Origin of the sequence: Shouchella miscanthi, from assembly GCF_007725405.1 — a bacterium.
GTDB lineage: Bacteria > Bacillota > Bacilli > Bacillales > Bacillaceae_D > Shouchella > Shouchella hunanensis.
Genome location: NZ_CP042163.1, coordinates 1,465,074 through 1,490,025 on the forward strand (window position 1 = coordinate 1,465,074; position 24,952 = coordinate 1,490,025).

Here is a 24,952-nt window from a genome sequence, read left to right on the forward strand (position 1 = left end):
GTTTATTCTTTCCATACAGAAACAGGGCTATAACCGATAAGGTTTACTCCATGACCTTAAACGATAAAGCCCTGTTTCTGTACTTATAAACCTGGTGTCGTGTCGTCTTCGTTTTGAAGGTGTATTTCGGAAATTTTCTGTTTTGTTTCTTCTGTTCCTAATGTATAGAGTCGATCGTATATATCATTCATACCAGTTTGATATTCGTCTTTATCAGCATCAGCTGTTAAATCATCAAAATGCTTAAAGCTAAAGAGATTTCCCAATTCAACATCGTGCTTATGAACTTCACGGATGAGTCGTTCAAACTCTTCCTTTTCCGCTTCCGTAGCGGAAATTTCATATTCAATTAATTGTCCATCATCTACTTTTGTTAAGCTAATGTTGTCCATACTAATTGGATTTAAATTAACGTAGTAAAGCTGTTTACTTTTATCCATCGTTTCTCTCCTTAATCATAATGAACTTCTGTTCCGCTTGTCCAAGTTGCTTGATGATGAAGTCCACCACGCTTTTCAATTTCTTCAATAATGGCTTTATGCTTTGAATTTCCTTGTACATTTAAATAAGCAGTCATTTGTTGCATCCCGTGATGAAAGAAAGCTAATTCTTTATCAGTCCAATCTGCTGGTTTCACCATCTCTAATTCAGATAAATCTCGTCCTACATACATGGCTTATCCCTCCTATTGTTATTAGATTGTCTGTTATAAACCGTGGCTATACGTTATAATGAGGCGAATAGACAGTAAATAATTGGAGGATTTCATATGGAAAGAAAAGTTGCATTAGTTACTGGAAGCAGTCGTGGTATTGGTAAAAAGATTGCCATTAAACTTGCCCAGCAAGGCTATAATATTGTCATTAATTTTGCGAGAAGTCGTTCTCAAGCAGAAGAAACAGCCGAAGAAATTCGTGCTTTAGGTGTAGACGTGTTAACAATAAAAGCGAATGTTGGAAAGCAAGATAAAATAAAAGAAATGTTCGCGGAAATTGATGAGCATTTCGGACGTTTAGATGTTTTTGTTAATAATGCAGCGTCTGGCGTTCTACGTCCTTTAATGGAGCTTGAAGAGAGCCATTGGAACTGGACAATGGACATTAATGCGAAAGCCCTTCTTTTTTGCGCGCAAGAAGCAGCAAAACGGATGGAAGTAACAGGGGGAGGAAAGATTGTTAGTTTAAGCTCACTTGGCTCTATTCGCTATTTAGAAAATTATACAACGGTAGGTGTATCAAAAGCGGCCGTTGAATCATTAACACGCTATTTGGCTGTCGAGCTCGCTCCAAAAGGCATTGTTGTGAATGCTGTTTCTGGTGGTGCTGTGGATACAGATGCATTGACTCATTTTCCAAATAGAGAGGAATTGCTAAAAGATGCTGCTGAGCGAACACCCGCAGGAAGAATGGTTGAAGCAGACGATTTAGCAAAAGCAGTAATGTTCTTACTATCAGACGATTCCAGTATGATTTGTGGTCAAACGATCATTGTAGACGGCGGCATCTCACTTTTAGCTTAGCCTAAAAATTTTTGTATAGAAATCACCTCCTCGGGAGAAGTTAAATAGCGTGGAGGTGATAACCATGAACAACAAAGCATCTAAAACAAACAAAAACCAAGTGAAGAAGCAAAACCAAGCTTCTGAACAAGGGTACAACGCTGAATTCGCAAGTGAAACAGATGTACAAGAAGTGAAAGAGCAAAACGCTCAGTCTGCTTCTAAGAAAAACCAACAGTAATTGTTGGGAAAGAACACCTTTTTCCATTCGGAAGAAAGGTGTTTTTTTATGTCACATTCCTTCTATATTTGCGTTATAGAGTGTTTACGTTTTAAATAAAGTATGAACATTGTATAATATAAATGTAGAGTAGAGTTGGATAGTAAACAATTTGGTAAAAATAATACCGAAGGGAGAAAAGTATGAGCTTTCCTAAGGAAGGCAGCACCATCCAAATACAAAGTTATAAACATAATGGTACGCTTCATCGAATATGGGAAGACACGACGATTTTAAAAGGGTCTTCTAAAGTAGTAATTGCAGGCAATGACCGAATCATTGTACGAGAATCTGACGGTCGGCATTGGCGTACACGTGAACCAGCGATTTGTTATTTTGATGCGGATCAATGGTTTAATACAATTGGTATGATTCGTGCAGATGGGATTTATTACTACTGCAATATTGGAACACCCTTTACATGGGATGAAGAAGCGCTTAAATATATTGATTATGACTTGGATATTAAAGTATATCCTGATATGACGATGAAGCTGCTTGATGAAGATGAGTATGAACTGCATAGCAAATTAATGCATTATCCTCCCGAACTTGACGCCATCTTGAGACGGAGTGTAGATGAATTAATTTCTTGGATTCATCAACGAAAGGGTCCGTTTGCACCTCAATTTGTTGAAAATTGGTATGAACGGTACTTGCAATATCGGTAAAGGTGAGCTTGTGAAAACAGGCTTACTTTTTTCCTGAGAAAAGAGGATTAACTTGAATACGATTAAACGTTATATGTTTTTTGTGAAACCATACAAAAAGCAAATTGGCATTACCATTTTAATTGGCATCTTAAAATTCGGTATCCCGCTTTTGTTTCCTCTAGCCATGATGTACATCATTGATGATATCTTACTAAATGAAACGATGGCAAGGGATGATCAATACAAACAGCTATACTGGATTCTGGGCGGAATGGCCGTACTTTTCATCGTATTACGCCCACCGATAGAATATTACCGCCAATATTTTGCTCAGTGGATTGGAAATCATATTCTATTTGATATTCGCGACCATCTCTTCACGCATATACAAAAGCTAAGCTTACGTTTTTATTCTAATCGTAAAGTGGGAGAAATTATTTCCCGTGTTATTCATGACGTAGAGCAAACAAAGAATTTTGTTATCACAGGATTAATGAACGTGTGGCTCGATTTGGCAACGATTGTCATCGCCATTATCATTATGTTAAATCTAAATGTTTGGTTAACCCTCGTTGCGATTTCAATGTTCCCGTTTTATGGCTTTTCAATTAAATACTTTTATCAGCATTTACGAAAACTAACTCGGGTACGATCGCAAGCATTAGCCGATGTCCAAGGCCATTTGCATGAACGTGTTCAAGGGATGAATGTTATTCGAAGCTTTGCTAATGAGGATTATGAGCAAAACCAATTTTCTCACCGGAACAAAAACTTCTTAACAAAAGCGCTTGACCACACGAAATGGAATGCAAAAACCTTTGCTGTTGTAAACACAGTGACGGATATTGCTCCACTTCTCGTGTTATTTGTCTCTTCCATTTTTGTATTACAAAATGGTTTAGAAATTGGCGTTATGAGTGCGTTCGTACTTTATATGGAACGTTTGTATGGACCGTTACGCCGGTTGGTTAACTCGTCCACAACATTAACACAATCCATTGCGTCAATGGATCGTGTGTTTGAGTTTATTGATGAGAAGTATGATATTACAGATAAACCAAGCGCAACAGCCCTTACTCATGTGGATGGGAAAATGACGTTTGATCGAGTTTCTTTTTCATATAGCGAGGATGACCATCCCATTTTGAAAGATATTCGATTAGACATTCCAGCAGGACAAACCGTTGCCCTCGTCGGTATGAGTGGTGGTGGAAAAAGTACATTAGTTAGCTTAATTCCACGCTTTTACGATGTGACAGCTGGGCGCATTCTAATTGATGGTAAAGACATTCGTGATTTAGAAGTGCGGACCTTACGTGATCACATTGGAATGGTGTTGCAGGACAACATATTATTCAGTGATAGTGTCAAAATGAATATTAAAATTGGAAAGCCGGATGCTACAGATGAAGAAGTGATAGTGGCGGCGAAAGCAGCGAACGCTCATGACTTTATCTTAGGCTTGGAAGATGGGTACGATACAGAAGTAGGGGAAAGAGGCGTTAAGCTCTCTGGCGGGCAAAAACAACGTATTGCGATTGCGCGTGTATTTTTAAAAAATCCGCCTATTCTTGTATTCGATGAAGCAACTTCTGCTTTAGACCTTGAAAGTGAGCATTTCATACAAGAAGCGCTAGAAAAGCTAGCGAAAGACCGGACAACATTTATTGTAGCTCACCGATTGTCTACCATTACAAATGCAGATCAAATCGTTGTCATTGAAGACGGAACGGTGAAGGAACAAGGCACACATCAAGAATTAATGCAGGCAAAAGGGGCTTATTATAAGCTTTACAGTGTACAAGAAGTATAAAACCCAGGAGGGGCTCCCTCCTGGGTTTTATTGATTCTCATCTTCTGGTGCATGTGTGTGATGATTTTCTACTAGTGTATCCAAATGCTCTAGTTCTTGCTGGTATTCAATTAATGCTGAGATCGCAGGTAAAAAACTGTGCCATTGAGACAAATCAAATTGTTCTTCTTCATAAAGTGTAACAAAAAGATTTGTCATCGTTGATTGGCCTTTTTCAATTTCGTCAACATATTCATCAGTTGCGTGGGTATTCACTTTCCCGTTATAACGTAGAATAATTCTTTGGTGATAATCGGTTAGTGATAAAATTTGTTCTTCAATGCGACTTTGCACATTTTCCGGCAGCTGCAAATAATCTTCTGATCGCTTTTCAATCGCCTCAAGAGCTTGATACGCTTTCTCGGTTGTTTGGATCATCTGTCTAAATACAACAACTCTTCTTCGCTGCGAAAACGTTTTGGCGCGAAAGTAATTTCGCTCTTCTCGGTATAAAGAAAAAAGATTATTCGCTTTATCAAGTTCTATACGTTGATGCTTAATGTCTTCACGAAGTACAGTCGTATCCGCATCATGGCGGGCAAGTAGATTTAACCACTCTTGAATCGCGTCGGTTACGGTTGTTACCTTATCAAACACTTTATTTTCGTACCTCGGTGGAATAAATGCTAAATTTATAAGAAAAGCAGCTACAATACCGATTAAAACAAGAATAAAGCGTTCAGAGGCAAACTGGAGAAAATTATCAGAGGGGCTTTCCATTATGATAATAATCGTCACAATCGCTGTTGGAATAATGGCTGCCTCAAGTTTTAGCTTAATAAAAATGGCAATCGAAACGGTAACAACAACCCCTACAACAAATGGTTCGTGCCCAAACGTCATGACAAATAAAACACCAATTGTTGCACCAATAAGATTGGCTTGAACTTGATGGCTAAAGGTTCGTAACGTCCTAAATAAAGACGGTTGAATCGCGAAAGCAGCAGCGATAGCCGCAAATGTTGGTGGGCTAATGCCTAGCCACCTAGCTAAATATAGTGCTAGAACAACTGCTAAACCCGTTTTTAATATCCGTGCTCCAAGTCTCATGTACGGATGTTTCCTTTCTTTTAGTCACCATTTTAGAATCATATCTCTTACTCTTATGCAAAATGATAACCTTATACGCACAATTATTGGTAAAAGTGGTTTGCGACGATGCTAAATGCGTTTTCCGCGGCCGCAATCGTTTCTTCAATATCTTTTTGTGTATGCGCTGTAGTAAGGAACCATGCCTCGTATTTGGATGGGGCTAAATGAATTCCTTGATCAAGCATTGCTTTAAAAAATAAGCCGAATTGCTCGCCATTTGTATTAGATGCACCATCGTAATCGGTAATTTGCTCTTCAGTGAAAAATACCGTCAATGCACCTTTTAAGCGGTTAATCGTAATCGGAACATTCGTTTTCGCTGCAGCGAGGTACAACCCTTCTTCAAGTGTCATACCAAGTTCATCTAGCTTTTCGTAAGTTCCTTCTTTTTTTAATACATTTAAACAGGCAATACCAGATGTCATTGATGCTGGATTACCGGCCATTGTTCCTGCTTGATATGCAGGTCCAAGAGGAGCAACTGTTTCCATAATATCTACTCGACCACCGTAAGCGCCAATAGGTAGACCGCCACCAATAATTTTCCCTAAAGCAGTCATATCAGGTTTTACTTGTAGAAGATCTTGCGCTCCCCCATACATAAATCTAAAAGCTGTGATGACCTCATCATAAATAACAAGTGCACCTGCTGCATGGGTTAATTCATTAATCTTTTGAAGAAATCCAGGCTCTGGTTCAACGATGCCGAAATTTCCAACTATCGGTTCAACGAGAACGGCAGCTGTTTCAGGTCCCCACTTGTCTAATGCTTCTTTAAGAGCATCGCTGTCATTGAATGGAACAGTAATGACTTCTTTGGCAGTACCCTCTGTAACGCCAGCTGAATCAGGGGTTCCTAACGTAGATGGCCCGGAGCCTGCAGCCACAAGGACAAGATCAGAATGTCCGTGATAGCAGCCAGCGAATTTAATGATTTTTTCTCTGCCAGTATAAGCACGTGCTACTCGAATTGTAGTCATAACAGCTTCTGTGCCTGAATTAACGAAGCGTACTTTTTCTAAAGAAGGGATGGCCTCTTTCAGTATGTGAGCAAACTCATTTTCGAGCCGCGTCGGTGTGCCGTATAAAATGCCTTTTGCAGCTTGGTCTTGAATGGCTTGTGTAATGTCTGGATGAGCATGACCAGTAATAATGGGGCCGTACGCAGCTAAATAGTCAATGTATTTGTTTCCATCAACATCATAAAGATAAGCTCCTTCACCTCGTTCCATAAATACAGGTGTTCCGCCGCCTACACCTTTGTAAGCTCGGGATGGGCTGTTCACGCCACCTACAATTAAGTCTTGTGCTTCTTTATAGTGTTTTTCGGATGTATTGCGATTCATATAACCCTCCATTATGGTTTGCACATTTTTTGTACCCAACTATGATAGCATATGTTGCCGTTTAAGTGAGAATAAAAGTAAACAGGCGTTCTTTATTGAAGAAACATTTAAAATCGGATACGCTAGAATAAAAGTATAGATGGGGGATTACAAATGAACTTAATCGGAAAAGAAGCACCAGACCTAACACTTCCAGCAACAGGAAATAAAGAGATAACCTTATCTGATTACAAAGGCTCTACAATCGTACTTTATTTTTATCCTAAAGACATGACGCCTGGTTGTACGACCCAAGCGTGTGATTTTAGAGATCAAACTGCGTTGTTTAAGGAGCAGGATACAGTTGTTATAGGAATTAGTCCAGACCCTGTCGATCGCCATGAGAAGTTTATGGAGAAGCATGACCTGTCTTTTCCGTTACTAGCGGATGAAGAATTAAAGGCTGCAAATGCGTATGATGTATGGCGGTTAAAAAAGAACTTCGGTAAAGAGTATATGGGTATTGTGCGTTCTACGTTTGTGATTGATAAGAACTTTACTGTTGTAAAGGAATGGCGTGGTGTTCGAGTAAAAGACCATGTTAATGAAGTATTAGAGTTTGTAAAAGGACTTCCATCATGAGTGAACAAGTGTTATTTGTTGTCAACCAAACAGAGGAGAGACAGCATGAGTTGAAAAAAACCTATCAACAGGTTCATTTTGAATTCTATTCTTCTATAAAAGAAGTGACCTCTTTTGCTGACACAACCGTACTTGTTACATTTGGTGAAGATGTAACCCCTACAATTCTTGAGCAGGCAAAAGACCTAAAATGGATTCACGTACTGTCGGCAGGCGTTGAGCACCTTCCATTTGAACAAATTCTTAATCGGGATATTCTCGTCACAAATAGTCGAGGTATCCATGCAACCCCAATGTCAGAACACGCAATGTGGATGATGTTGGATTATGTTAAACGAGCGCAAGACTATCGGCAGGCACAAGCAGAAAGAGCTTGGGTACGAAACCAAAAACCATCAGAACTTACAGACCTAACGGTTGTTTTGCTTGGTACAGGAGCGATTGCGAGTAAGATTTCAGAAAGAGCAGCCGTTTTCGGTATGAAAACAATTGGAGTCAATACGGACGGTAGACCGGTTCATCCTTTTGATGACGTGGTATCTATGCGTGAGTGGGAGTTAGCGTTAAAGCAGGCTGATTTTCTTATCAATGTTCTCCCTGCTACAGAACAAACAAAGAAGATTCTAAATGAAGATGCATTTCGTCTTGTTAAACAAGGTGCAGTTTTTATAAACTTAGGTAGAGGAAATGCTGTAGTGGAACACGAATTAATTCGTGTATTGGATAATAAGCATATAGATCATGCATATCTTGATGTCTTTAATGAAGAACCATTATCAAGTGATTCTCCGCTTTGGGGGCATCATTCAGTAACGATTACTCCTCATATTTCAGCATCCACTTCTTTTTATATGGAGAGAGCGCTAAAAATCTTTAATGAAAATCTTTCGCTCTTTATAGAAGGAAAAGAGAACTTTATTAATGAAGTTCATAGTAAGAAAGGATATTAAAAGGAGGAGAACCAATGAAATTGCTCGTGTGTATCATAGAAGACTTTTATGCGGACTATGTAGAAAAAGACCTTAGAGAGAAAGGTTACCGAATGACGGAACTCTCAAGCTCAGGTGGTTTCTTGAAAAAAGGAAGTACAACGTTCCTTTTTGGCGTACATGAAACCGATGTCGACCAACTACAACAATCACTAAAAAATGCGTGTTTAGAAGTGGAAAAACGGAAGCAACGAAAAGAGAGTAAAACCCATCGCTATACATCGTTTCTTGTACCAGCAGCTAATGCTACTCCGTTATTACTACAAGATCAAACGTAACGGTTTGGAGGCTACTCTAGAAAGAGTGGCTTTTTTGGTGAATCGTTACTTGCTAAATGAGCGTTTACAACTTATAATAAATCTAAAGTAAGAATAGTTTTTATTGAAAGTGAGGGTGCAGACCATGGCCAATCATAGCTTGTTAGAAGCAATTGATGCGCTTAAAAGCACTCGTGTGCGTATGACTCCGCAGCGTCATGCAATACTTGAATTCTTATATGAGACGAAAGCTCATCCAACCGCAGATGAAATTTATAAAGCTTTAGAAGGTCGCTTTCCTAACATGAGCGTTGCGACTGTTTATAATAATTTACGCGTTTTTAAGGAAGTCGGCATCGTGAAAGAGTTATCGTATGGTGATTCTTCAAGCCGTTTTGATTGCGTTACGTCAAATCATTATCATGTTATTTGTAAAAACTGTGGAAAGATTGTTGATTTTCACTATCCGGGTTTGGATGAAGTTGAAACGCTAGCTGAGCATGTAACTGGATTTGAGATTGAGAACCACAGAATGGAGATATACGGCACGTGTGTTACGTGTAAAACGGGACATTAAAAAAAGTCACTCTAAGAATTAGAGTGACTTTTTTTGTGCTTCATTTTAATTTGTAGTTTGTTTTTTTTCATTGTAGGCTTCGTCAAATTCACGACCCTCTAGAGAACGGTCCATCGTTAATGGTTGGTCACAATGCATACAAGCATCGACTCTACCCAAGACTTTTGTTGGTTTCTCGCAAGAAGGACAAACAACTGGAACAGCTCTTGTAGATAACATGCCAATAAAGAAGTAAACGACTGTACTTCCAATCACTGCAAGTAAACCAAGAATCATTGCGATAACCATCACAACAGGATAGTCTCGAAAGAATATGCCTATGTACATAATCAAGATGCCAATAAAAACGAGACTTAAAGCGAATGTACGAATCTTATTTATTTTGTTTGAATATTTCAGGCCCATTATCTTTTCCTCCAATATTAGTATAGAAGGTTTATTCTATTAGTAGATACAGGTATAGTATAACATAGAACGTTCAAGATTTATGGCGATCTTTCTATACGTTTTAGAATGATACGTTGTATAATCTATGAATAGATCGGCTAAGTGGTAAGGTTGCTTTAGTCGCGGTTACAATAGAATTAATAAGTTTTAAAAAAAAGTTTATAAAATGTATTGACGACTTTTTGTCGCCATGATATATTATTACATGTCGCCAGGGCAACACGGTAACAACGGCGAAAATAAAAAAGATATTGACCGAATGATTATCAATATGGTAAGATCATGAAGTCGCAAAAATGAGTTCTTTGAAAACTGAACAAAAGCCAAGCGTAAAAAGAGATACAAGGTATCTCGTCAATGAAGTTAGACACAGCTTTAAAATGTGCAACAGCTTAGGATCTTCGACTAAGATCGCAACGTCCATGTTGCAACGTCGAAGTCAACACATCCGTGTGTAAGTAAACACTTTTAACGGAGAGTTTGATCCTGGCTCAGGACGAACGCTGGCGGCGTGCCTAATACATGCAAGTCGAGCGGACAGAAGGGAGCTTGCTCCTGGAAGTCAGCGGCGGACGGGTGAGTAACACGTAGGTAACCTGCCCCTTAGACTGGGATAACTCCGGGAAACCGGAGCTAATACGGGATAATAGTGAGAATCACCTGATTATCACTTGAAAGACGGCGTCTAGCTGTCACTAAGGGATGGGCCTGCGGCGCATTAGCTAGTTGGTAAGGTAACGGCTTACCAAGGCGACGATGCGTAGCCGACCTGAGAGGGTGATCGGCCACACTGGGACTGAGACACGGCCCAGACTCCTACGGGAGGCAGCAGTAGGGAATCTTCCGCAATGGACGAAAGTCTGACGGAGCAACGCCGCGTGAGTGAGGAAGGCCTTCGGGTCGTAAAGCTCTGTTGTGAGGGAAGAACAAGTACCGGCGTAACTACCGGTACCTTGACGGTACCTCACCAGAAAGCCACGGCTAACTACGTGCCAGCAGCCGCGGTAATACGTAGGTGGCAAGCGTTGTCCGGAATTATTGGGCGTAAAGCGCGCGCAGGCGGCTTCTTAAGTCTGATGTGAAATCTCGGGGCTCAACCCCGAGCGGCCATTGGAAACTGGGAAGCTTGAGTGCAGAAGAGGAGAGTGGAATTCCACGTGTAGCGGTGAAATGCGTAGATATGTGGAGGAACACCAGTGGCGAAGGCGACTCTCTGGTCTGTAACTGACGCTGAGGCGCGAAAGCGTGGGGAGCAAACAGGATTAGATACCCTGGTAGTCCACGCCGTAAACGATGAGTGCTAGGTGTTAGGGGTTTCGATGCCCGTAGTGCCGAAGTAAACACATTAAGCACTCCGCCTGGGGAGTACGGCCGCAAGGCTGAAACTCAAAGGAATTGACGGGGACCCGCACAAGCAGTGGAGCATGTGGTTTAATTCGAAGCAACGCGAAGAACCTTACCAGGTCTTGACATCCTTTGACCACTCTGGAGACAGAGCTTCCCCTTCGGGGGCAAAGTGACAGGTGGTGCATGGTTGTCGTCAGCTCGTGTCGTGAGATGTTGGGTTAAGTCCCGCAACGAGCGCAACCCTTGATCTTAGTTGCCAGCATTTAGTTGGGCACTCTAAGGTGACTGCCGGTGACAAACCGGAGGAAGGTGGGGACGACGTCAAATCATCATGCCCCTTATGACCTGGGCTACACACGTGCTACAATGGATGGTACAAAGGGCAGCGAAACCGTGAGGTGGAGCCAATCCCATAAAGCCATTCTCAGTTCGGATTGTAGGCTGCAACTCGCCTACATGAAGCCGGAATTGCTAGTAATCGCGGATCAGCATGCCGCGGTGAATACGTTCCCGGGTCTTGTACACACCGCCCGTCACACCACGAGAGTTTGTAACACCCGAAGTCGGTGAGGTAACCTTTTGGAGCCAGCCGCCTAAGGTGGGACAAATGATTGGGGTGAAGTCGTAACAAGGTAGCCGTATCGGAAGGTGCGGCTGGATCACCTCCTTTCTATGGAGTTTTTACTCTAGTCGATGTATGACCTCGGGTCATATAGCGCTTTGGATCTTTTGTTCAGTTTTGAATGAACTCTGTTTCATTCTTATAGTGTTTTGACAAAGAGAAACAAGAAAATCGAGGATGGTAGTGTTCGATTGAGAGAGCGTAGTTATCTACGTGATTGATTGAGAAGCACGTGCCAGACGAAGAGATTCACCGTTTATCTGACGTCAAACTTGGTTCTTTGAAAACTAAATCATAATCAATCAACTCAAATTAAGTTTTGTTCATCGGTGTTACAACTGTTTGAACGAGACGTCAAGAATTCATAAACCTTTTAGGTTAACTGTTTGACAAAGAGACCCAAGTAGATTAAGGATGGGGAATGCTTGATGGAAGGAGCGTAGTTCGCTACGTAACTGACAGAAAGACAGGAACCAGACGAAGAGATACGAAGGGAATCTGAAGTAAAAATGGATAAGTTAGAAAGGGCGCACGGTGAATGCCTTGGCACTAGGAGCCGATGAAGGACGCGACGAACAGCGATATGCTTCGGGGAGCTGTAAGTAAGCTTTGATCCGGAGATTTCCGAATGGGGGAACCCACCATCCGTAATGGGATGGTACTCCTGCCTGAACACATAGGGCAGGGTGAGGCAGACCCGGGGAACTGAAACATCTAAGTACCCGGAGGAAGAGAAAGCAAATGCGATTTCCTGAGTAGCGGCGAGCGAAACGGAATCAGCCCAAACCAAGAGGCTTGCCTCTTGGGGTTGTAGGACACTCTATACGGAGTTACAAAGAAACGGAGTAGGTGAATTGTCTGGAAAGACAAGCCGAAGAAGGTAACAGCCCTGTAGCTGAAACTTCGTTTCCTCCAGAGTGGATCCTGAGTACGGCGGGACACGTGAAACCCCGTCGGAATCTGGGAGGACCATCTCCCAAGGCTAAATACTCCCTAGTGACCGATAGTGAACCAGTACCGTGAGGGAAAGGTGAAAAGCACCCCGGAAGGGGAGTGAAAGAGATCCTGAAACCGTGTGCCTACAACTAGTCAGAGCCCGTTAATGGGTGATGGCGTGCCTTTTGTAGAATGAACCGGCGAGTTACGATAACGTGCAAGGTTAAGCTGATGAGGCGGAGCCGTAGCGAAAGCGAGTCTGAATAGGGCGAGTAAGTACGTTGTCGTAGACCCGAAACCGGGTGATCTACCCATGTCCAGGGTGAAGGTCGGGTAACACCGACTGGAGGCCCGAACCCACGCATGTTGAAAAATGCGGGGATGAGGTGTGGGTAGGGGTGAAATGCCAATCGAACTCGGAAATAGCTGGTTCTCCCCGAAATAGCTTTAGGGCTAGCCTCGAGTGATGAGTTTTGGAGGTAGAGCACTGATTGGACGAGGGGTCCCCACAGGATTACCGAATTCAGTCAAACTCCGAATGCCAAAAACTTTAACTCGGGAGTCAGACTGCGAGTGCTAAGATCCGTAGTCAAGAGGGAAACAGCCCAGACCATCAGCTAAGGTCCCCAAGTATACGTTAAGTGGAAAAGGATGTGGAGTTGCTTAGACAACCAGGATGTTGGCTTAGAAGCAGCCATCATTGAAAGAGTGCGTAATAGCTCACTGGTCGAGTGACTCTGCGCCGAAAATGTACCGGGGCTAAACGTATCACCGAAGCTATGGCAATCCCAGTAGGGATTGGGTAGGGGAGCGTTCCAAGGACTGTGAAGCTAGATCGTGAGGACTAGTGGAGTGCTTGGAAGTGAGAATGCCGGTATGAGTAGCGAAAAGAGGGGTGAGAATCCCCTCCGTCGAAAGCCCAAGGTTTCCTGAGGAAGGCTCGTCCGCTCAGGGTTAGTCGGGACCTAAGCCGAGGCCGAAAGGCGTAGGCGATGGACAACAGGTTGATATTCCTGTACCACCTCGTATTTGTTTGAACGATGGGGGGACGCAGAAAGGTAGGGTGAGCGCGCCGCTGGCTGTGCGCGTCGAAGCATGCAAGGCTGGAACATAGGCAAATCCGTGTTCCGTGAAGGCTGAGCTGTGACCGTGAAGGACCCAAGGGTCCGAAATCCCTGATCCTCCGCTGCCGAGAAAAGCCTCTAGTTAGAATACAGGTGCCCGTACCGCAAACCGACACAGGTAGGCGAGAAGAGAATTCTAAGACGCTCGGGAGAACTCTCGTTAAGGAACTCGGCAAAATGACCCCGTAACTTCGGGAGAAGGGGTGCTCTATTAGGGTGTTAAAGCCCGAGAGAGCCGCAGTGAATAGATCCAAGCGACTGTTTAGCAAAAACACAGGTCTCTGCGAAGCCGTAAGGCGAAGTATAGGGGCTGACACCTGCCCGGTGCTGGAAGGTTAAGAGGAGGGGTTATCCCGTAAGGGAGAAGCTCTGAATTGAAGCCCCAGTAAACGGCGGCCGTAACTATAACGGTCCTAAGGTAGCGAAATTCCTTGTCGGGTAAGTTCCGACCCGCACGAATGGTGCAACGACTTGGATACTGTCTCAACGAGAGACCCGGTGAAATTATAGTACCTGTGAAGATGCAGGTTACCCGCGACAGGACGGAAAGACCCCATGGAGCTTTACTGTAGCTTGATAGTGAGTGTTGGTACCATTTGTACAGGATAGGTAGGAGCCTTGGAAGCCGGAGCGCTAGCTTCGGTGGAGGCGTCGGTGGGATACTACCCTGATGGTGCTGACATTCTAACCTCGACCCGTGATCCGGGTCAGGGACATTGTCAGGTGGGCAGTTTGACTGGGGCGGTCGCCTCCTAAACAGTAACGGAGGCGCCCAAAGGTTCCCTCAGAATGGTTGGAAATCATTCGTAGAGTGCAAAGGCATAAGGGAGCTTGACTGCGAGACCTACAAGTCGAGCAGGGACGAAAGTCGGGCTTAGTGATCCGGCGGTGCCGTATGGAAGGGCCGTCGCTCAACGGATAAAAGCTACCCTGGGGATAACAGGCTTATCTCCCCCAAGAGTCCACATCGACGGGGAGGTTTGGCACCTCGATGTCGGCTCGTCGCATCCTGGGGCTGAAGTAGGTCCCAAGGGTTGGGCTGTTCGCCCATTAAAGCGGCACGCGAGCTGGGTTCAGAACGTCGTGAGACAGTTCGGTCCCTATCCGTCGCGGGCGTAGGAAATTTGAGAGGAGCTGTCCTTAGTACGAGAGGACCGGGATGGACATACCGCTGGTGTACCAGTTGTTCCGCCAGGAGCATCGCTGGGTAGCTACGTATGGACGGGATAAGTGCTGAAAGCATCTAAGCATGAAGCCCCCCTCAAGATGAGATTTCCCATGGCGTAAGCCAGTAAGACCCCTTAGAGATGATGAGGTTGATAGGTCAGAAGTGGAAGTGTGGCGACACATGGAGCGGACTGATACTAATCGGTCGAGGGCTTATCCTAAATTTCTTGAGTTTGAGTGGATGATTTGATTTAGTTTTGAAAGAATCACCGATTCTTTTAACAAGAAGGATTTCATTCCTTTGACAAAGAGCAACAAGAAGATCGAGGACTAGAAGTGCTTGAAGGAAGGAGCGTACTTGCGTACGTGACTGACAGAAAGACACAAATAGGACGAAGAGATTCGCCGTTGATCTGACGTCAAAATAAGTCTGGTGGCAATAGCAAAGAGGTCACACCCGTTCCCATGCCGAACACGGTCGTTAAGCTCTTTTGCGCCGATGGTAGTTGGGGGCTTCCCCCTGTGAGAGTAGGACGTTGCCAGGCTTACATCAATACATTTTCCACAGTAGCTCAGTGGTAGAGCTATCGGCTGTTAACCGATCGGTCGCAGGTTCGAATCCTGCCTGTGGAGCCATAGCTGGAGAGCTGTCCGAGCTGGCCGAAGGAGCACGATTGGAAATCGTGTAGGCGGTGTAAAACCGTCTCGAGGGTTCGAATCCCTCGCTCTCCGCCAGATTATATTCATACATAAAAAATCGTAAATTAGTGTAATGGCCCGTTGGTCAAGCGGTTAAGACACCGCCCTTTCACGGCGGTAACACGGGTTCGAATCCCGTACGGGTCACCATTTTTAAACAGATGCATACTATATTGGAGGATTAGCTCAGCTGGGAGAGCACCTGCCTTACAAGCAGGGGGTCGGCGGTTCGATCCCGTCATCCTCCACCATTTATTTTCATTTTTATATGATGTTGTCACCATTATTTTTAACGACGCGGGGTGGAGCAGTCTGGTAGCTCGTCGGGCTCATAACCCGAAGGTCGGTGGTTCAAATCCGCCCCCCGCAACCAAAACATATGGTCCGGTAGTTCAGTTGGTTAGAATGCCTGCCTGTCACGCAGGAGGTCGCGGGTTCGAGTCCCGTCCGGACCGCCATACATAAGGCTCGGTAGCTCAGTTGGTAGAGCAACGGACTGAAAATCCGTGTGTCGGCGGTTCGATTCCGTCCCGAGCCACCACTTACTTTTGCCGGTCTAGCTCAATTGGTAGAGCAACTGACTTGTAATCAGTAGGTTGGGGGTTCAAGTCCTCTGGCCGGCACCACTGAAAAAAGTTGTTGACAGAACTAGCGGTATTAGGTAAGATAAGTATTGTCTTTTCAAAGTGGAGGGGTAGCGAAGTGGCTAAACGCGGCGGACTGTAAATCCGCTCCCTCCGGGTTCGGCGGTTCGAATCCGTCCCCCTCCACCATCCTAGGGGTATAGTTTAATGGTAAAACGAAGGTCTCCAAAACCTTTGATGTGGGTTCGATTCCTACTACCCCTGCCATTATTTAATTAAATTGATTACGGCGATCGTGGCGAAGTGGTTAACGCACCGGATTGTGGTTCCGGCATTCGTGGGTTCGATTCCCATCGGTCGCCCCATTATTGGGCTATAGCCAAGCGGTAAGGCAACGGATTTTGATTCCGTCATTCCCTGGTTCGATCCCAGGTAGCCCAGCCATTTTTGCGGAAGTAGTTCAGTGGTAGAACACCACCTTGCCAAGGTGGGGGTCGCGAGTTCGAATCTCGTCTTCCGCTCTTTGTTTATCCTAAGGCGGTATAGCCAAGTGGTAAGGCAGGGGTCTGCAAAACCCTTATCATCGGTTCAAATCCGGTTACCGCCTCCAACAATTTAATAACTATGAGATGGTCCTTACATACATGCCGGGGTGGTGGAATTGGCAGACACACAGGACTTAAAATCCTGCGGTTGGTGACAACCGTGCCGGTTCAAGTCCGGCCCTCGGCACCATTTCTCATAGTAAGCGCCCGTAGCTCAATTGGATAGAGCGTCTGACTACGGATCAGAAGGTTAGGGGTTCGACTCCTCTCGGGCGCGCTTTTTTTAAAACCAGTTTAATTTAAGCTGGTTTTTTTGTTTTTTTCAATACTGCTTCTCTCTCTATAAAGAGCTACCGTTTAGTAGCTACATAAAAAAGAGGTGAAAGCAATGGAAAAGCAAATGGAGCAATCTTTTGATCAATTAAGCAATACTGTCGCGCAAATTGAAGATGCACGGGTCGTTTACATTGATGATTTCATACCAGAGGGTGCAAGTGAAGAAGATCAAACGCCCTATTTTGAAGAGGCGCTAGGGGACGGAAACGTTAAATTGATTCTTGGTCCTAAACGATATTTTGCAACGGTTCGGCTCCCAAATCGAACCGTTTTAGAAGGTCAAGGTATGGAGCTCACCACTATACAGACACCCGATACAGCAGCGAACGAAGAATGGACCGTATCCGTAAAAGACAAAGATAATGGTGGAGAGTATATTGTTGTCAAAAATCTGAGCTTAGATGGAAATAGACGAAGAGGTGCAGAACCTGCTGGAGGAAGTCGTTCTAGTTGTTTAACGCTTCACGGAGTCAAATACGCTTGGATTACGAATGTGTTCGCGTATAATAGCACCCTACATGGATTTGATGTTACTTCGACAGGACTAGACTACCATTATGGTGGAGACGGGACGGTTGATAGTGGGCCATCACAATACGTATGGATCGATTCATGCAAAGCGACTGACTGGGTTGATGACGGCTTTACAACACACCACAGTGAATTCATTACTCTATCAAATTGTTATGCGTATGATCCTTCAACGAGAGGAAATCAAAATGGAATAGAGATTGACGATGGGAGCCGTCACATACTCCTGACGAATAATTATACTTCCGGTTGCTACGGTGGAATTGAAATAAAAGCACATGATAATTCTAGCGCTGCTAGCAATGTGCATATTAATGGACATATTTCAAAAGAAGATGCTCGAAGCTATAATTTTCGACACATCGGTCATCATACAGGGGAAGATCCAGATTCAACGACGGCTTTTCATTTAACGGCTACAAACCTTGTTGCTTTGCATCCTAATAATAAAAAAGGGTTTCAAAACAATATTGACCCTCGTGCACTTGTTATAAGTGCATATACGAACGTAAGCATTACAAATTTTACTGCAATTGGTGATGAATCGTATGATTTTCGAAATGGTCCTGTCGTTGCGATTCAGTATAAAGCTAGGAATGTCACTTTGAATGGTGTGAATATTAGTAGATTTCATCGTGCAAGTGATGGTGTCATTGTTTATGGGGGAAGCAACCGAGGAAACCATATTTCATTAAACAATATCAACCTTTACGACGCTGGTGATAACAATGGGATTTTCGTAGGAAGCGGACATAGTCATGTAACGGTTAATGGTGTTAATGCCATCCACTCAAGAAATGGTGGAAAGAATGCTGTTGAGTCAACAACAAATTCAATTAATATTAGTCATGTAAATGCAAGCGGGTATGAAACTGCTGTAATCAGCGGTGGCGTTCGATACACTAACCCAATTACGGTTATTTCAGGTGGCGCTAGGTTGGCATCTAGCACTGGAGAGCCAACACATGATCAATCAATTATACTTGCAAGTACAGCTTCACCTACAGCCATTCAATCCAAAACGATGGTGGCAGCTTCATCTAATTCACATGCAGAAGGCGAAGGCTCTGTTGTAGTAGGAAGTGCAGGTAATTCTAGAGCACGTGGTCCTCGAAGTAGCATAATAAGTTCAAGTGCAGCAATTGCAGGTCAACCAAACGGAGGGTTTGGATCAATGGTGCTTGCGAGTAACCTGACGAGTAATCCCACTAGTTATTCAGTAGTAGGGGGATATGGTGCTTCAGGGAATTCAAGCAGTTCCAATCGCAAATGGGAGCTTAATAGTAGGAACGGAACGATTAGAGCTTCTGGACAAATTACAGGTTCAAGTACATTCACAGATTTTGCTGAGTACTTTGAAAGTGTAGATGGAATGCCAATTGAAACGGGCATGTTAGTGACATTAAAAGGGGACAAAGTTCAACTAGCAAATAAGGATGACATTATTATTGGTGTTATTACGGAAACGGCGGGTGTTGTATTAGGTGAAGCATCATTCCACTGGAAGAACCGTTATTTAACAAACGAATTTGGTGGTTTAATACTTGAACCACAGCGTGTTCGCACATACGATGTAGACGAAGAAGGGAACACATTGCCAAGCTATCGCGAAGAGAGTGTTCTATTACCATTAGAGAACCCTATGTTTGATTACAATGAACCCTATGTGGACCGCAAAGAACGAGACGAATGGAATATTGTAGGTATGATGGGCCAAGTATATGTACGTGTAAATGAAGATGTACAAATAGGTGATTATTTAATGGCCATTAATGGAATAGGACAACCTAGTGAAAAAGGGAATGTAAAAGTCATGAAGCTAACAAAGGCTTATAACGCTGACTGTGGTTATGGTATTGCGCTTTGTTTCATAAAATAATGGATGAAGAAAGAAGAAGCTCAATAGTTTCTTCTTTCTTATACTTGATTACTTAACAACGACATCATGTTCTTCCGCTAATAGTGCTAATTCTTCTCTATAATGGTGCATAAGGGAGCTCGCTTCCATCAACGTGTCATTTGCTATCGTCATAGAATCAGAGCCGAGGCTTGCAATAAACTCTTCTGAAAGATGATAGCCTTCCAATCGAGTTGATGCTGCTTCGATATAAAGGTTGTGCAAGTCACTTACTTCAGATGTAGCTGGACGAATCGTTTCTAAATCAGAAACAAATTCACTATACGGATAAATGACATGTTCAGCTAAAAAGTCAGCGGCGTCATCCGGTTCGATTTCACCAATCGTAAGCTTTTCAAATTCAGACATAATTGCTAACTCTTTTTGAGAAAGCTGCTGCAACTCATCAGAATTAACATAAGAGTCCAGATCAACTTGAACATTATTACTGCAAGCAGCTAAACATATAAAAGGTAATAAAACAAAAAATGACATAGTGAATTTATTTATCATCCTATCCTCCTATGTGAAATGTTGAATGAATTGGTATTTATTAGTACTTATTAGTACCCTTGTGAAGTGTACTTAAACATTTACATCTTCTTAGGGAATTGAATGCAATTATCACTATTAAAAATAGAAAAAAACGTTGACGAATCATTTTGACGATGGTATATTATTAGTTGTCGATAAGTTGTTATGCCGGTGTGGCGGAATTGGCAGACGCGCACGACTCAAAATCGTGTTCCTTTGGAGTGTCGGTTCGACCCCGACCACCGGTATCGTAAAACGTTGATATAGTAGTACTTTAAGCTGTTTTTCCTTTATGGAGAAGCAGCTTTTTTTCTTTTTTACGCGCACTATTTTTTATTATGAGGAGGGTATTTATTGAGTCGACGAGGTAAAGTCAATCCTAAATTAATTGTTACTGCAGATGAGAGTACTATTAAAAATTTCGAAGAGGCCATATCTTTGTTTTTAAAAGAATGTCGTATAAAAAATTTGGCTAATGATACTTTAATTTACTATCAAAGAGAACTATTAAGTTTTGTTAAATTACTTGAGGATCAAAAAAAGACGCTGGTTAGCGTCTTTTCCAATTTAATTTGAGCCTTTAACGTAAACTTTAATATTAAAAGGTTTCATAATCCCATTCATTTGAGATGCATAAGCAGCGTTATTTGCTAAAGTTACAGTAAAGTTACCGTAATAATTTTTGTATCCTAACCATGTAAAATCCCATCTATCTGAGATTGTAGCAGTATAAGTCCATTTCCCGTTACTTCCTTTTCTTGCATTCATAAAGTAACTTACTTTATTAAGTGCTGTATGAGGCTCACCGCCGGTTAAAGTAACTGAACCTGAACGACCAAATCCTGATAAATTTTTATTTTGGTTAACTTGTTTTTTTACTTCATTTTTCCATGCAGTGCTATCTCTTACCTTTTTTGCTAAGGAAGAGTCATTCTGTAAAGTGATGTTATTGGCTTTATTCACACTATTTACTATGAAAGACGCTGTAGTTGGATGATTATATCTATTTTTAACAACTGTTACTGCAGCTAATTCCCATGCGTTTTTCGGGCTAAAGATTAATACATGTGGCTCAATGACATCTGGGTCTTTTTCAACAATTTCAATACTATTTAATAATTCATCTTCATCATCTTCAGACCATTCAACCCAATCTTCGCCGTTGTCGAAGTTATCCAAAAATTCATCTTCATGCACTTCAAAAAGTTCGTCAATTTCATAATCTGTTAAACCTTCTAGATCTTCATCTGTTATTTCATAACTCCCCTGTTCTTCAAAATTAATGATTTCCTCAGAACCTTGTGCAACGCCTCCTACACTTACAGCTAACAATAAAGAAAAAGATAGACTACAAAAAAATTTCTTCATACTTACCCCCAATTTGTAATATAATTAAGATAAATTGCTTCATTACTATATCATGGAAATGAAAGGATTTACCATATGTCGAAAAATATTTATATTTTGTGTATTTTGTCAATAATATTAGTGGGCTGTGCTGGGTTAGGCAACCAATCCTTTATTTTAGATGATGGCTACTCTGTGATGCATATATCTGCTCATGATGCAAAATTAATATATGATGAAACAGGGGAAAACCTTAGTGGGAGCACTGTGGTGCCTGAGAAAGTAGTAAGAGTAAATGAAACTGATCGCTATATTATAGCTGAGCAGGAACTTCTAGATAGAGATGGCAATCCAAAGAAAGAATATAGATATTGGATTGAGGATAAGGATAATCGTGAAATAGTTGGTCGAAACATGGATTATAGTGAATTTGAGGATAAGTTAGTTGAATTATCTATTGAGGATCTAGAATTATTGGATGTTGATTCATTTCCAAGTATGAATTAGTTAAAATATAAGTTAATACTAGATTAAAACAAAAAAGGCACTCAAACAGATGTTTAAAAATAAGAGAGAATGCAAGTTCGAGTAATTTAAATCGTGACTTAAAAACAGTGAAAAATAAATGCACAGTTAGAGATACAATCACAATAATCTCTGATCAAGAAATTCATACACGCTCTTTATTGATTTAATAAGGCTTGAAAGTCCTTTTTAATTTCTTCCTGTGTCGTTCTAATTTTGAGATTTTCTTAAACGTTAAATAAGAACAGACGGTAACAACAATAAGCAACCACTCATGATCTTCACCACGGTTATCAATTATTTTTATTATGCTTAATTCCTCCTAATAGAAAAATTGTAACATAAGCAATAATTTAATTAGTTTTTATAACATTTGATTGTGTTTATAATTATTTAATTTTTATGTTAAAGTGAAATTAATTATGGATTGCCTTACGTAACTGTTTTATGGTTAGGAGAAAAAGCTCTGAGGGAAATCAGCACTTTCAAACATGACGAAGAGGAATTTCAGTTAAGTTTCAACGAACATTTTAGTTCAGCTAAAAAACAACTTGAAGAAATTAATGATTTATTATTGTCTTTCCATCGAGAAGAAATAGATTTAAAAGGCTTGAGAATTGCGGTTAACGAGAAAAGAGAAGAGTTAGATCGACTTTTATTTAACTTTGATGATATCGGATTGCCAACTAAGGTTAATACCGTTCAAACCGAAAATTTGAATGAGTTAAGTGATCTTATTGCTTCTATCAATAATGTGGCAGTAGTGTGCTCCAATGAGAGCTATAATGACAGGGCGCTAATTCAATTAATAAGTAAGTATTCACAAGATGCAAGCGCAGCTCACGATCGTATAATTTTAGAATAACACATAAAAAGAGGATTACCTTTCGAGGTAGTCCTCTTTTTATGTGTTATTAAGCAAATACCCTCTGCTCTAATATGGTAGAGGTGATCACATGACTAAGGAACTAGCACAAGAAGTATTAGACCAGCTACGTAAAGGCGAGATAGAGGAGTACAGAGTGGAAAAGGACGTGTTCCCGATCTTTCGGCTGGTGTTTCTGGCTCGAGAGGATATTAAGGATTTTAGAGGGGCAGCGCAGCACCATGGGGCTATCGTATACATGTATGAGCAGGGGTGGACGGCATAAAAATATATGAAGTGAGTTTGTCTCTTATCCCGTAGGTTCTATTGGGATGTGGGTCGGTTTGCGGGCGTTCGCCATGGGTATAATATAAACTTCGGATTTTACTAAATTTACATCGGCACAATTATATGATTTTATGAATGAGCATAAATTTTTGGCTGACGATAGAACCCATGTGAATGTTTATTTTAATTCACAGGATAGGCAAGGCTCGGCTTAGGTGCTAATAGATTATAAGTCTGAACGGGTAAACGGGAAGACTTATGCAAATTTCTGCTTATGAATTGATAGGCAAGCGGATGAAATTCTGAGGAAGTACAACGAGGTTCGCAGAGAGCTAAGAGAGTAATACTCCTGGCCCGATGAAATGAAAGCGATGTTGGACAGGCTAAAGGGGCTAAACATAAAGTAGCTTATAAGAAAATTACTTATAGGGAATGTTTTCCTGAAATGGCAGATGAATTGGGTAATTCATACGAATATGTAAGGAAAATAAGCATGAGAGTAAATAGATACTTTAATGCACTTACCAGTTAAAAGAGAGTGTTGTAAAAGCACCCTCTTTTATTAACCAATAATGTCTCGTTTAACTTCTTCAATTGTGTGGTATGAGGTATTTTAGAAATTGGTAATAAATAAATTTTGTTTAATCTGGGGTTGTAAATACCTAAATTAGACACGTCTTTAAATTTAGTTTTATTTTCTGAATTTATCCCCATAAGGTAATAAATTAATAATTGGAGCGTGTGCTTGCTGGTTGGGGCGTTTGAGAGGACTTTAAACTCCCATAAAGTTGATTTTGTAAGGAAATCGGCATCTCCAGTATTGATGTTAGATGTGTAAGCTCCTTTGAAGTTAAATCCCTCGTCAATTATAGGGCCATATTTTTTGAAAAAACGTTCTGATCTTTCAAGCATAATTCTAATATTATCGATGGTTTTTTGATTAGGGTTTTCTTCTAGAGGTTTATAACTTCCTCTGAATCTATACGCAGAATCGTAATTGGCTAGATGACAGGCTTTAATAATTGATACTTCATCGAAACCAATTATGTCTATAAGCAGATTCTCTGCTCTATCATGATGTTTCCAGCCTAAAGTTGATGCTCCATTTAAAGAAACTCTGAATGATTTTTCAGAATCGCCGTTATGTATTAATCTTGTTAAGTAATCGACTACAATTCCAATTAAAGAAGGGCTTAAGTTTTCCTCTTTCCTATCGTGCAAAAATTCTACTTCTTCAATGCCTATAACAGAAAAATCTTTCGGATTGATTAATCCGCCTTTTGGTTGTTTATAATTTTTAATTACAGAAGTCACGCTGCTCATTAGACCACCCCTTTTTTGAATTATAGCAAAGGGGAACATTAATGGAACAAAAATCTTGCTAAAATCTGATACACTAATAGTATGGAAAATACCCAACATGTTAAATGCGGTGAAGCCAATGATTCATCATTACAGTACTAAATACGAAGAGGCTGGTGTGAACTGCGCTGAGTTATGGATTCAAATAGATCTGTTTGGAAGGTGCTTCTCTCTTTTTAAAAAGAAGATCATCCTATAGTATCACGTACCGTATGGCGGACAAACGCCGACAACAATAACGACCTTTGTCTTGCTTGCGCAAGCGTGATGAAACCCTTAAAAGCGTGTACGAGCTTAATAGCCGTATGAGCTTTTATATGTTAGGCTTATTAAAAAGGAGTGATAACGATTTTCCTCGTCAGAATGTGGCCAGTGTTCGCATTTATCACAATTGGCTTATTTTTACTTACAACTGTTACAGACGCTGTATGGATTGAAGCGCTTAACACATTTATTTTGTTGTTTACTCTCGTGTTAGTAGGAATTGATAGATATTCTAAAGACAAAGAGAGACAGGAGAAGCCCAGAGTCTGGCATTATTACGCGTTAGGGCTAATAGGACTGTTTGTCCTGTATGATCAAGTATTGGTGCTTATATAAGATGCAAAGACCGACACATTGTGGGTCTTTT

Annotated in this window: 22 protein-coding genes, 17 tRNA genes and 3 rRNA genes; 34 read left to right on the forward strand and 8 right to left on the reverse strand. The window is 41.6% G+C overall.

Translation table 11 applies throughout. From position 1 onward, the window contains the following. Nucleotides 1-83 precede the first annotated feature (83 nt). Together FPV17_RS07220 and yfhS are read right to left on the reverse strand one after the other, a co-directional pair. On the reverse strand, nt 84-440 hold the full coding sequence (locus FPV17_RS07220; protein ID WP_035395582.1) for a hypothetical protein: 357 nt from the start codon (nt 438-440) through the stop codon (nt 84-86). Nucleotides 441-451: 11 nt separating this feature from the next. Continuing rightward, the gene (gene yfhS, locus FPV17_RS07225) at nt 452-673 is read right to left on the reverse strand and encodes a mother cell protein YfhS (RefSeq protein ID WP_035395583.1); all 222 of its coding nucleotides are present in this window, start codon (nt 671-673) and stop codon (nt 452-454) included. A gap of 96 nt (nt 674-769) precedes the next feature. On the opposite strand from yfhS, the gene fabL reads away from it, so the two are divergent. The 4 genes from fabL (at nt 770) to FPV17_RS07245 (ending at nt 4,244) form a co-directional block, all read left to right on the forward strand. Next, complete coding sequence (gene fabL, locus FPV17_RS07230) at nt 770-1,519, forward strand: enoyl-[acyl-carrier-protein] reductase FabL (protein WP_035395585.1); 750 nt, start codon at nt 770-772, stop codon at nt 1,517-1,519. A 64-nt stretch (nt 1,520-1,583) separates the two neighbouring features. Then, on the forward strand, nt 1,584-1,739 hold the full coding sequence (locus FPV17_RS07235; RefSeq protein WP_035395587.1) for a gamma-type small acid-soluble spore protein: 156 nt from the start codon (nt 1,584-1,586) through the stop codon (nt 1,737-1,739). 182 nt (nt 1,740-1,921) lie between these two features. Next, the gene (gene ntdP, locus FPV17_RS07240; protein WP_038478372.1) at nt 1,922-2,449 is read left to right on the forward strand and encodes a nucleoside tri-diphosphate phosphatase; all 528 of its coding nucleotides are present in this window, start codon (nt 1,922-1,924) and stop codon (nt 2,447-2,449) included. Between the two features lie 52 nt (nt 2,450-2,501). After that, a complete protein-coding gene (locus FPV17_RS07245) occupies nt 2,502-4,244 on the forward strand; it encodes an ABC transporter ATP-binding protein (RefSeq protein WP_144558631.1) in 1,743 nt (580 codons plus the stop codon). Nucleotides 4,245-4,271: 27 nt separating this feature from the next. On the opposite strand, the gene FPV17_RS07250 is transcribed toward FPV17_RS07245, so the two are convergent. Next, entirely contained in the window at nt 4,272-5,333 is a 1,062-nt protein-coding gene (locus FPV17_RS07250) for an aromatic acid exporter family protein (RefSeq protein WP_144558632.1), read from the reverse strand. 83 nt (nt 5,334-5,416) lie between these two features. Continuing rightward, the gene (locus FPV17_RS07255) at nt 5,417-6,721 is read right to left on the reverse strand and encodes a glutamate-1-semialdehyde 2,1-aminomutase (RefSeq protein WP_144558633.1); all 1,305 of its coding nucleotides are present in this window, start codon (nt 6,719-6,721) and stop codon (nt 5,417-5,419) included. 153 nt (nt 6,722-6,874) lie between these two features. On the opposite strand from FPV17_RS07255, the gene bcp reads away from it, so the two are divergent. From bcp to perR, 4 genes are all read left to right on the forward strand, one after another. Next, on the forward strand, nt 6,875-7,342 hold the full coding sequence (bcp, locus tag FPV17_RS07260) for a thioredoxin-dependent thiol peroxidase (RefSeq protein ID WP_035395593.1): 468 nt from the start codon (nt 6,875-6,877) through the stop codon (nt 7,340-7,342). Continuing rightward, nucleotides 7,339-8,292, forward strand: a complete 954-nt coding sequence (locus tag FPV17_RS07265; RefSeq protein ID WP_144558634.1) for a D-2-hydroxyacid dehydrogenase — start codon at nt 7,339-7,341, stop codon at nt 8,290-8,292. The genes bcp and FPV17_RS07265 overlap by 4 nt, the downstream gene beginning before the upstream one ends. 14 nt (nt 8,293-8,306) lie before the next feature. After that, nucleotides 8,307-8,609, forward strand: a complete 303-nt coding sequence (locus FPV17_RS07270; RefSeq protein ID WP_035395595.1) for a cyclic-di-AMP receptor — start codon at nt 8,307-8,309, stop codon at nt 8,607-8,609. A gap of 124 nt (nt 8,610-8,733) precedes the next feature. Continuing rightward, the gene (gene perR, locus FPV17_RS07275; RefSeq protein WP_144558635.1) at nt 8,734-9,165 is read left to right on the forward strand and encodes a peroxide-responsive transcriptional repressor PerR; all 432 of its coding nucleotides are present in this window, start codon (nt 8,734-8,736) and stop codon (nt 9,163-9,165) included. A gap of 45 nt (nt 9,166-9,210) precedes the next feature. On the opposite strand, the gene FPV17_RS07280 is transcribed toward perR, so the two are convergent. Then, entirely contained in the window at nt 9,211-9,570 is a 360-nt protein-coding gene (locus FPV17_RS07280) for a YgzB family protein (RefSeq protein WP_035395597.1), read from the reverse strand. Nucleotides 9,571-10,080: 510 nt separating this feature from the next. Between FPV17_RS07280 and FPV17_RS07285 the strand changes: the two genes are divergently transcribed. From FPV17_RS07285 to FPV17_RS07380, 20 genes are all read left to right on the forward strand, one after another. Next, nucleotides 10,081-11,629: ribosomal RNA gene (locus tag FPV17_RS07285) — 16S ribosomal RNA — on the forward strand. A gap of 463 nt (nt 11,630-12,092) precedes the next feature. Next, nucleotides 12,093-15,029 (forward strand): 23S ribosomal RNA (locus FPV17_RS07290). Nucleotides 15,030-15,237: 208 nt separating this feature from the next. After that, nucleotides 15,238-15,353 (forward strand): 5S ribosomal RNA (gene rrf, locus FPV17_RS07295). Together the 16S, 23S and 5S rRNA genes with 16 tRNA genes alongside form the textbook arrangement of a ribosomal RNA operon. A gap of 16 nt (nt 15,354-15,369) precedes the next feature. Further along, nucleotides 15,370-15,444: transfer RNA gene (locus tag FPV17_RS07300), tRNA-Asn, on the forward strand. A 5-nt stretch (nt 15,445-15,449) separates the two neighbouring features. Further along, nucleotides 15,450-15,543, forward strand: a tRNA-Ser gene (locus FPV17_RS07305). 39 nt (nt 15,544-15,582) lie between these two features. Further along, a tRNA-Glu gene (locus FPV17_RS07310) sits at nt 15,583-15,657 on the forward strand. A gap of 25 nt (nt 15,658-15,682) precedes the next feature. Next, a tRNA-Val gene (locus tag FPV17_RS07315) sits at nt 15,683-15,758 on the forward strand. Between the two features lie 45 nt (nt 15,759-15,803). After that, nucleotides 15,804-15,880, forward strand: a tRNA-Met gene (locus FPV17_RS07320). A gap of 8 nt (nt 15,881-15,888) precedes the next feature. Beyond that, nucleotides 15,889-15,965: transfer RNA gene (locus FPV17_RS07325), tRNA-Asp, on the forward strand. Between the two features lie 7 nt (nt 15,966-15,972). Further along, a tRNA-Phe gene (locus FPV17_RS07330) sits at nt 15,973-16,048 on the forward strand. Nucleotides 16,049-16,057: 9 nt separating this feature from the next. Continuing rightward, nucleotides 16,058-16,133 (forward strand) — tRNA-Thr (locus FPV17_RS07335). Nucleotides 16,134-16,195: 62 nt separating this feature from the next. Then, a tRNA-Tyr gene (locus FPV17_RS07340) sits at nt 16,196-16,280 on the forward strand. A 4-nt stretch (nt 16,281-16,284) separates the two neighbouring features. Beyond that, a tRNA-Trp gene (locus tag FPV17_RS07345) sits at nt 16,285-16,358 on the forward strand. Nucleotides 16,359-16,380: 22 nt separating this feature from the next. Beyond that, nucleotides 16,381-16,456, forward strand: a tRNA-His gene (locus tag FPV17_RS07350). Nucleotides 16,457-16,460: 4 nt separating this feature from the next. Continuing rightward, nucleotides 16,461-16,535: transfer RNA gene (locus tag FPV17_RS07355), tRNA-Gln, on the forward strand. A gap of 5 nt (nt 16,536-16,540) precedes the next feature. Beyond that, nucleotides 16,541-16,612, forward strand: a tRNA-Gly gene (locus FPV17_RS07360). Between the two features lie 15 nt (nt 16,613-16,627). Next, nucleotides 16,628-16,701 (forward strand) — tRNA-Cys (locus FPV17_RS07365). 36 nt (nt 16,702-16,737) lie between these two features. After that, nucleotides 16,738-16,826: transfer RNA gene (locus FPV17_RS07370), tRNA-Leu, on the forward strand. A gap of 13 nt (nt 16,827-16,839) precedes the next feature. After that, nucleotides 16,840-16,913: transfer RNA gene (locus FPV17_RS07375), tRNA-Arg, on the forward strand. Nucleotides 16,914-17,024: 111 nt separating this feature from the next. Then, the gene (locus FPV17_RS07380) at nt 17,025-19,382 is read left to right on the forward strand and encodes a peptidase G2 autoproteolytic cleavage domain-containing protein (protein ID WP_144558636.1); all 2,358 of its coding nucleotides are present in this window, start codon (nt 17,025-17,027) and stop codon (nt 19,380-19,382) included. A 48-nt stretch (nt 19,383-19,430) separates the two neighbouring features. On the opposite strand, the gene FPV17_RS07385 is transcribed toward FPV17_RS07380, so the two are convergent. After that, complete coding sequence (locus tag FPV17_RS07385; protein WP_144558637.1) at nt 19,431-19,913, reverse strand: hypothetical protein; 483 nt, start codon at nt 19,911-19,913, stop codon at nt 19,431-19,433. Nucleotides 19,914-20,101: 188 nt separating this feature from the next. Here FPV17_RS07385 and FPV17_RS07390 point away from each other — a divergent pair. Together FPV17_RS07390 and FPV17_RS07395 are read left to right on the forward strand one after the other, a co-directional pair. Further along, nucleotides 20,102-20,182 (forward strand) — tRNA-Leu (locus FPV17_RS07390). Nucleotides 20,183-20,288: 106 nt separating this feature from the next. Then, nucleotides 20,289-20,510 carry a hypothetical protein gene (locus FPV17_RS07395; RefSeq protein WP_144558638.1) on the forward strand — a complete coding sequence of 74 codons (222 nt, stop codon included), beginning with the start codon at nt 20,289-20,291 and terminating at the stop codon, nt 20,508-20,510. Here FPV17_RS07395 and FPV17_RS07400 read toward each other — a convergent pair. Beyond that, the gene (locus FPV17_RS07400) at nt 20,502-21,302 is read right to left on the reverse strand and encodes a hypothetical protein (protein ID WP_144558639.1); all 801 of its coding nucleotides are present in this window, start codon (nt 21,300-21,302) and stop codon (nt 20,502-20,504) included. The two genes, FPV17_RS07395 and FPV17_RS07400, sit on opposite strands and share 9 nt — an antisense overlap. A 75-nt stretch (nt 21,303-21,377) precedes the next feature. On the opposite strand from FPV17_RS07400, the gene FPV17_RS07405 reads away from it, so the two are divergent. The 3 genes from FPV17_RS07405 to ykzS all read left to right on the forward strand — a co-directional run bounded on the left by FPV17_RS07405 (nt 21,378) and on the right by ykzS (nt 22,957). Continuing rightward, nucleotides 21,378-21,788, forward strand: coding sequence for a DUF3997 domain-containing protein (locus FPV17_RS07405; protein ID WP_035398879.1), 411 nt, complete (start codon nt 21,378-21,380; stop codon nt 21,786-21,788). 445 nt (nt 21,789-22,233) lie between these two features. Next, complete coding sequence (locus FPV17_RS07410; RefSeq protein WP_144558640.1) at nt 22,234-22,671, forward strand: hypothetical protein; 438 nt, start codon at nt 22,234-22,236, stop codon at nt 22,669-22,671. Between the two features lie 91 nt (nt 22,672-22,762). Then, nucleotides 22,763-22,957, forward strand: coding sequence for a protein YkzS (gene ykzS / locus FPV17_RS07415; RefSeq protein ID WP_144558641.1), 195 nt, complete (start codon nt 22,763-22,765; stop codon nt 22,955-22,957). 530 nt (nt 22,958-23,487) lie between these two features. On the opposite strand, the gene FPV17_RS07420 is transcribed toward ykzS, so the two are convergent. Then, the gene (locus FPV17_RS07420) at nt 23,488-24,282 is read right to left on the reverse strand and encodes a hypothetical protein (RefSeq protein WP_144558642.1); all 795 of its coding nucleotides are present in this window, start codon (nt 24,280-24,282) and stop codon (nt 23,488-23,490) included. Between the two features lie 411 nt (nt 24,283-24,693). Between FPV17_RS07420 and FPV17_RS07425 the strand changes: the two genes are divergently transcribed. Then, nucleotides 24,694-24,921, forward strand: coding sequence for a hypothetical protein (locus tag FPV17_RS07425; RefSeq protein WP_144558643.1), 228 nt, complete (start codon nt 24,694-24,696; stop codon nt 24,919-24,921). Nucleotides 24,922-24,952 lie beyond the last annotated feature (31 nt).

What these genes read in the sequence shown, in the direction of transcription:
- FPV17_RS07380 (WP_144558636.1), top strand. Translation starts at nt 17,025, where the DNA reads ATGGAAAAGCAAATGGAGCAATCTTTTGATCAATTAAGCAATACTGTC.
- FPV17_RS07385 (WP_144558637.1), bottom strand. Translation starts at nt 19,913, where the DNA reads ATGATAAATAAATTCACTATGTCATTTTTTGTTTTATTACCTTTTATA.
- bcp (WP_035395593.1), top strand. Translation starts at nt 6,875, where the DNA reads ATGAACTTAATCGGAAAAGAAGCACCAGACCTAACACTTCCAGCAACA.
- ykzS (WP_144558641.1), top strand. Translation starts at nt 22,763, where the DNA reads ATGACTAAGGAACTAGCACAAGAAGTATTAGACCAGCTACGTAAAGGC.
- FPV17_RS07420 (WP_144558642.1), bottom strand. Translation starts at nt 24,282, where the DNA reads ATGAGCAGCGTGACTTCTGTAATTAAAAATTATAAACAACCAAAAGGC.
- FPV17_RS07280 (WP_035395597.1), bottom strand. Translation starts at nt 9,570, where the DNA reads ATGGGCCTGAAATATTCAAACAAAATAAATAAGATTCGTACATTCGCT.
- yfhS (WP_035395583.1), bottom strand. Translation starts at nt 673, where the DNA reads ATGTATGTAGGACGAGATTTATCTGAATTAGAGATGGTGAAACCAGCA.
- ntdP (WP_038478372.1), top strand. Translation starts at nt 1,922, where the DNA reads ATGAGCTTTCCTAAGGAAGGCAGCACCATCCAAATACAAAGTTATAAA.
- FPV17_RS07235 (WP_035395587.1), top strand. Translation starts at nt 1,584, where the DNA reads ATGAACAACAAAGCATCTAAAACAAACAAAAACCAAGTGAAGAAGCAA.
- FPV17_RS07255 (WP_144558633.1), bottom strand. Translation starts at nt 6,721, where the DNA reads ATGAATCGCAATACATCCGAAAAACACTATAAAGAAGCACAAGACTTA.
- FPV17_RS07250 (WP_144558632.1), bottom strand. Translation starts at nt 5,333, where the DNA reads ATGAGACTTGGAGCACGGATATTAAAAACGGGTTTAGCAGTTGTTCTA.
- FPV17_RS07405 (WP_035398879.1), top strand. Translation starts at nt 21,378, where the DNA reads ATGTCGAAAAATATTTATATTTTGTGTATTTTGTCAATAATATTAGTG.
- perR (WP_144558635.1), top strand. Translation starts at nt 8,734, where the DNA reads ATGGCCAATCATAGCTTGTTAGAAGCAATTGATGCGCTTAAAAGCACT.
- FPV17_RS07220 (WP_035395582.1), bottom strand. Translation starts at nt 440, where the DNA reads ATGGATAAAAGTAAACAGCTTTACTACGTTAATTTAAATCCAATTAGT.
- FPV17_RS07400 (WP_144558639.1), bottom strand. Translation starts at nt 21,302, where the DNA reads ATGAAGAAATTTTTTTGTAGTCTATCTTTTTCTTTATTGTTAGCTGTA.
- FPV17_RS07270 (WP_035395595.1), top strand. Translation starts at nt 8,307, where the DNA reads ATGAAATTGCTCGTGTGTATCATAGAAGACTTTTATGCGGACTATGTA.
- FPV17_RS07265 (WP_144558634.1), top strand. Translation starts at nt 7,339, where the DNA reads ATGAGTGAACAAGTGTTATTTGTTGTCAACCAAACAGAGGAGAGACAG.
- fabL (WP_035395585.1), top strand. Translation starts at nt 770, where the DNA reads ATGGAAAGAAAAGTTGCATTAGTTACTGGAAGCAGTCGTGGTATTGGT.